Annotated in this window: 4 protein-coding genes and 1 pseudogene; 1 reads left to right on the top strand and 4 read right to left on the bottom strand. The window is 46.3% G+C overall.

Features of this window, described 5'->3' with window-relative positions; all coding sequences use genetic code 11:
- Together Q0986_RS15175 and Q0986_RS15170 are read right to left on the bottom strand one after the other, a co-directional pair.
- A pseudogene (locus tag Q0986_RS15175) lies at window positions 1-454 on the bottom strand (IS6 family transposase); the annotation flags it as partial.
- Window positions 455-507: 53 nt separating this feature from the next.
- The gene (locus Q0986_RS15170) at window positions 508-2,256 is read right to left on the bottom strand and encodes an ABC transporter ATP-binding protein/permease (protein WP_299411921.1); all 1,749 of its coding nucleotides are present in this window, start codon (window positions 2,254-2,256) and stop codon (window positions 508-510) included.
- Window positions 2,257-2,341: 85 nt separating this feature from the next.
- Between Q0986_RS15170 and Q0986_RS15165 the strand changes: the two genes are divergently transcribed.
- Complete coding sequence (locus Q0986_RS15165) at window positions 2,342-3,223, top strand: inositol monophosphatase family protein (RefSeq protein WP_299411918.1); 882 nt, start codon at window positions 2,342-2,344, stop codon at window positions 3,221-3,223.
- Here Q0986_RS15165 and Q0986_RS15160 read toward each other — a convergent pair.
- Both Q0986_RS15160 and Q0986_RS15155 read right to left on the bottom strand, forming a co-directional pair.
- The gene (locus Q0986_RS15160; protein ID WP_299411913.1) at window positions 3,212-4,339 is read right to left on the bottom strand and encodes a DUF6765 family protein; all 1,128 of its coding nucleotides are present in this window, start codon (window positions 4,337-4,339) and stop codon (window positions 3,212-3,214) included. The two genes, Q0986_RS15165 and Q0986_RS15160, sit on opposite strands and share 12 nt — an antisense overlap.
- A 574-nt stretch (window positions 4,340-4,913) precedes the next feature.
- A partial coding sequence (locus Q0986_RS15155) for an Ig-like domain-containing protein (protein ID WP_299411911.1) occupies window positions 4,914-5,946 on the bottom strand: 1,033 nt, incomplete at its 5' end.

The following is a 5,946-nucleotide window of genomic DNA, read 5'->3' as shown; positions in this document are numbered from 1 at the left end:
CATTGCTTCAAATCCTTCAAAGTTCTTCTGACGGAATTGAACGAACCAAAACCCACACCAGGATGCACTAGACGTTTGATATCTCTGTGATCTTGCTCCACTATGTTGTTGAGGTATTTGACCTGCCGAACTTTTTCTCCTTCAGGGATACGTTCTTCTTCCTGTAACTGCTCAACAGCAGGAGGATATACTGGATTTTGTCCACATTGATCACCCGAGGGGCATGGGTATGAACGACATTCATTGCTTTAGTCAGCAAGCACTTCGCAGCTTTGGCATCTCGTTTTGCTGTGAGTAGAAAGTCGAGGGTGTAGCCGTCAGAGTCAACGGCTCGATAAAGGTAGCGACACTTATCACAGATTTTGATATAAGTTTCATCGACTCTTCAGGAGTCATGAGTAGGCTTGAGATGCCGACAACAGCGCTTGTCTAGCTCAGGAGAATAATTGAGAACCGGTGTCTAGTACGACCGAATCAGCAGAATTTCAGAGTTATTGTCAGTGTGATTTAAGGTGATGCGATCGCATTCTCAACTTTCTCAGACTCAGCTAATTCCCAGGTCGTATCTGCTGCTAACTTTAGGGTGCGCTCGTGGTAGTTCGTTAACGTTGATCGGTGGCCTACGCTCAAAAAGGTCGTTTCCAGATGCTGTAACTGCTGATAGAGAGAGGCTTCATTGCTTAAATCCAAAGCACTCGTGGCCTCATCGAGAATGGCATATTGGGGCTTATTCAGTAACAGCCGAGCAAAGGTGAGCCGCTGCTGTTCACCCAAAGACAAAACCGAAGACCAATCTTCCACCGCATCAAAGCCGTCAAACCGTTCATCTAAATCCGGTAGATTAATCTGCTGCAAAATGGCCTTAAGCTCTTCGTCACTGGCTTCGATCTCCATATTGGGATAAATCATTTGATCCCGGAGACTGCCCACAATCATATAGGGTCGTTGAGGTAGGAAAAGGATATCACCAGGTTGAGGACGGTGGATGGTACCTTGGCCCGAATTCCATAACCCGGCCATCGCTCGCAGTAAGGAACTCTTGCCACATCCACTTGGCCCTTTGACCAACAGCCCTTCGCCTTCAGACAACGCTATAGAGAGATCGGTAATTAAAGTCCTCTGATAATTGGGGGTCATCAGGGTTAGTTCAGCTAGAGATAAGCCTTCTCCTTCTTCTACGGTAAAGGTGGGCTGGGTGAGTTCTTCTTCCGCATCAGACTCACTTGATTCCTCTGTCTCCGTCTGACTCGGCTGTTCCAAACTTTCAGCAAAGGTGTAAAGACGATCAATCCCTGCCCCAAAGGAAGTTAACTCTTGGAAACGGGCCACAATCAAGTTCAGCGAGAAAAAGATGCGAATAAACGCACCTTGGGCTTCAGACACCTTGCCCACCTCTAACTCACCCGCAAAGATGCCAGGGGCAACGACAATGGCAGGGAGGATAAAGGGCAAAAACTCATAGGCATTGGAAAACACATTCAAATTCAACTGCCAAATAATCAGGTTCTTGAAATTATCAAAGGCTTCCATAAACCGAGCTTTGACCTGATCGGCTTCCTGTTGCTCTCCCCGATAAAAGGCAATGGATTCCGCGTTTTCGCGAATACGCACCAGGCTAAACCGGAAATCCGCTTCCTTTTTCAGTTGGGCAAAATTAAGCCTGACTAGCCCTTTCCCAAATACCCCCACTGTGACGACGGTACCCAGGACGGCATAGAGCACTAAAAACAGCACCAAAGAAGAAGAAATCTTCCACAACACGCTGCTAAAGGCGATTATCCCCAATAGGGAATCCACAATAATCAGCAGAAAGGTGAGGGATTCTTGGGTAAAACTTTTAACATCTTCAGCAATTCGCTGGTCCGGGTTATCGATGTCCGTATGCAGGTTGTTGAGATTGTAGTAGGCGCGATTGCTGAAGTAATTATCCACATAGCGATTGGTCAGCCAGCGTCGCCACTGTAACCCTAAGCGATCGCGTAAATAGGTATAACCTGCAAAAATAGGTGCATAAGCCACCAGCACCCCCAGGAAAATCATTATGGTTTGCCAGAACCGGGCTTCATCCTGGGCAGAAAGGGCAGAAATCATCACCCCTCGTCGGTTGTTCAGGAGTACGCTTAAACCGGTATACCCCAGAGAAAGCACCATCACCAGTAAGAGCAATCCCCGTGCTTTCCACTTTTCCTCGCTATTCCAGTAGCTAATGGCGATTTTCCAAAACCGCCCGAAAACCTGTAAATTAAATCGTTCCATTAGACCTTATCAATAACCCATCCCATATCTGACGTTAACCTAGTTAAGGTAAGAAGGGGTTGTTTGCCCGTTAACGATGGAACCTATGTCTAATTCACCCACGCCTCGGCAGATCCTTGAAACCTTGCTGCCGCCCTTAAGATTAGCCGCTGCATACTCCAAACATATTCAGTCTGTGATTGCTGAGCGCCCGGAAAAAACCGATCAACAGAATCACTTTGGTGCGGCCTTATCGGATGCTGATTTGTCTATTCAAACCTTTGTGGAAGTGGCTTTGTTGGGGGCTTATCCTCAAATCCGCTTCTACGGAGAAGAGTATGAAAAAACCGCCAATACCAAATACTTTCGCTCCATTGAGTTAGGGCCAGAAGGGGATTATTTAGTTACCCTCGATCCCATTGACGGCACCCGCTTTTACCTGGATGGCCATGATAATTATCAGATTATTGTGGGTGTTCTCAACCATGATGAGTACGAAGCCGTATTAGCCATTTCCCCAGCTCAGGATGACTATTACTATGCCCTGCGGGGAGTGGGCACCTTTTCTGGCCCACTCAATGCATCTTTAGACGAGTGCCAGAAACTACAAATTGAGAACCCTAAACCCCTGATCTATTTGGGCTGGGGACTGTCAGATCAGATTCCCGATGTCGGTCCTGCCTATCAAATTAATGACTTAAAAACGGCCTATAGTGCAGATCGATTTGCCCCTAATATCAACTCCATCCTTAAGGGGGAATTAGCGGGGGCGATTTTGGAATCGGGCAAATTGATTGATGGGGCTGCCATTGCCTTTCTAGCCCAGGAAGCAGGCTGTATTGTCACCACCTTAACGGGAGAGCCGATGCCTCCTTTGCATACCAGCGAGAATTATCAGAGACCGGGCTTGATTGTGGCAACATCAGCTCATGTTCATCAAGATCTGATGCAGGCCGCTGCTAATCACTTATTGCTGTCAACGAGTTAGTTTGACGGGCTTATCCGCACCGATATGGATATCGTATTTCGGCAGTAAGATATCGACAATATAGGACCGATGAGCAATCAGGGCTTCATGGAACAGTTTCCAATGACTTTCTAAAAACTTAGGGTGATACTGAAAGACTTCCTCGCCTGTATCCAGTAAGGCTTCCGTGCCAAGGGCATCATGTTTCCAAGAGCCTATTCCCTTGTGGATATAGGAGACATGGGCACGGCCAAAGCTAAACCGCCCCTTACGGGTCAACTCTAGCCATTGTTGATGCCGCACCTCATCATCCTTATGGTTGATTGATTGTAGGTGTTCAGCAATAAGAGCTTTATCTTCAGTCGGCAATCCAGTGACTGAGGTATCTGGATCACCCAAGCGGTAGCGCTGCAACCATTGGCACATCTGCTCTGCAGCTTCTAGATAGTCTTGGGGATTGTTTCGACTAATCTTTTCATTCAAGCCATTAGTATATCCCCATTGCAAAAAAGGCTTGTCAGGATGTCCTAAAACTGCCCCATGCCCTAGAGGAAAAACTTCGCTGAGCAGATGGCCAGTAAAATTTTCGACGAGGTTCTTCTTAAAATAAGCTTTGACTTTTTTAGTGAACTTAAGATCAAGGTTGCCGTGAGAGTCTACCAATTTGGTGGCCTCATTGACTCGATGGTTCACGCCTGCGAATCCCTGATGAGCCCAGGTATCAGCATAGACATGCATGGCGATACCCAGCCGATACAGACTATGCTGGCTATGGCGGAGTCGAATGCACTCTCGCAGCATATCCTGTGCTACATGGCTATTAGGACGACAAATAAGCTTATTGATAAAAGTACCGGTCTGATTTTGGTTAGCGGGCAGCCCTTCATTCCCTGGCAAAAAATGAAATGGAATCCACACTTGGTAATTGGCCAACAGGCGAAAGTTGCGGTAATCCAGCAACTTATGGGCAGAACTAATATGGTTAAAGACGGTGCCATTATCGAAGTGAATTAAACCCGAATTGGTGGCGTCATCGACATATTGAGCGCAGTGGGCAATAACGTCAGCTTCTGGGTGATCGAATCCGGCTAAACGGGCCACGATATAGGTGACGCCGTTATGAAAATCGATTTGCATTCTGGATGGGTCTCCCTCAGGGGGAAGGGTTGATATCAGACTACCGGATGATGGGTTCGATAAATTGGCAAGTTCATTTTTCGAGACAGTCCTGAAGGAGCCATTTTAATAGAGTGCTGGATAAGGTGGAAGCGACGCTTAAGGCAGTCGCAATAAGGGTTTTCTGGGTTGTGATCGCACCTAGTGCATCACAACCGAAATCATTTATGCAGTGAAACCGAAGATTCACATAAACGGATCTTAATCAATTCAGGTCTCTATCTTTAACCTTTCAAGAGGTTGGGACCATCTTTGGCTAAAGATTGCGATCTCAGCCTATGGTGGAATTTCTTTAACTTGAGTCGCTAGAGTCCAAGCATAGCCAAAGGGATCTGTGCGATCACCCCAAAACATCTCTTCAGGCTTGCTTACACTGTTCATTCCGGCACTGTTCATTTCAGGGTTACAGTGTAATGGCCTCTGGTTGACTGACATCAAGACATTTTGAGATTTTGGGTATGGCGATCAGGGATACTCAACCAATGCGAATTTAGCTCTATCCAGATTATCTATTGGATGTCATCTGAACAAAGTCCTATAGGTTAAAGTGACGGTCAGTTAAGGTATTAGCATTAACGTTAAGGAGTAAACCCACGGTTTGCATGTTGCCTCCACTACTTGCTTGAACTAAAGTGTGCAAACCTTGCTGCCTTACCTGAACAGTACTTCCTAAAGATCCAGAGCCATTAAACATTTCGCTGAAGTCAAGGCGATCTGCAACAATTTCGAAGTCAGTGATAATATCACCAAAATCATCAGGGGATTGATAAATAAAGGTATCACTTCCTTTACCACCAATAAGAGTATCTTGGCCAAAGCCACCTAATAATATGTCATTGCCTCTAACACCTATTAGAATGTCGTTACCATCTCCACCAGTAAGGGTATCGTTGTCACTCCCGCCATTTAAAACATCTTGACCGTTTCCGCCATCAAGTTTGTCGTTACCACTACCACCATTGAGAAAATCGTTCCCTTCTCCGCCGATTAGCTGATCTGCGTTAGACCCTCCACTTAGCAGATCATTACCTAAACCGCCGTCAAGGAAATCTGGGCTACTACCCCCGTTGAGGGTATCGTTTCCAGTACCTCCCTGAACAACATCTTCATCGCTAAATCCACTAATGTCATTGACACCATTAATCGTAATAGTGACGGTTGCAGTATCAGTTCCTCCATTTCCATCATCCACTGTATAGGTGAACGTATCTGTGGCGGTTTCACCCGCTGCTAGGGATTCGAATTGACCATTGGGGTCATAGTCAAATGTGCCATCGTTATTGTTGGTGACTATCCCCTGCGTACCTGTGGTGTCAATGCTTAATACTGTAAGAGTGTCGTTGGTATCCGGGTCAGTATCGTTACCTAGTACATTGCCTGTCGTAAAGCTTGTGTCTTCATTGGTTGTGAAGCCTACATTTGCATCATCATTGGTCGTGGGGGCATCATTGACACCATTAATCGTAATAGTGACGGTTGCCGTATCCGTTCCTCCATTGCCATCACTCACTGTATAGGTGAAGCTATCTGTGGCTGTTTCACCCACTGCTAGGTCTTCGAATTGACCA

Origin of the sequence: Acaryochloris sp. IP29b_bin.148 (assembly GCF_028285565.1) — a bacterium.
Lineage (GTDB): Bacteria > Cyanobacteriota > Cyanobacteriia > Thermosynechococcales > Thermosynechococcaceae > Acaryochloris.
Note: the sequence above shows the minus strand (reverse complement) of the source record. Positions and strands in the feature narration are given on the sequence as shown.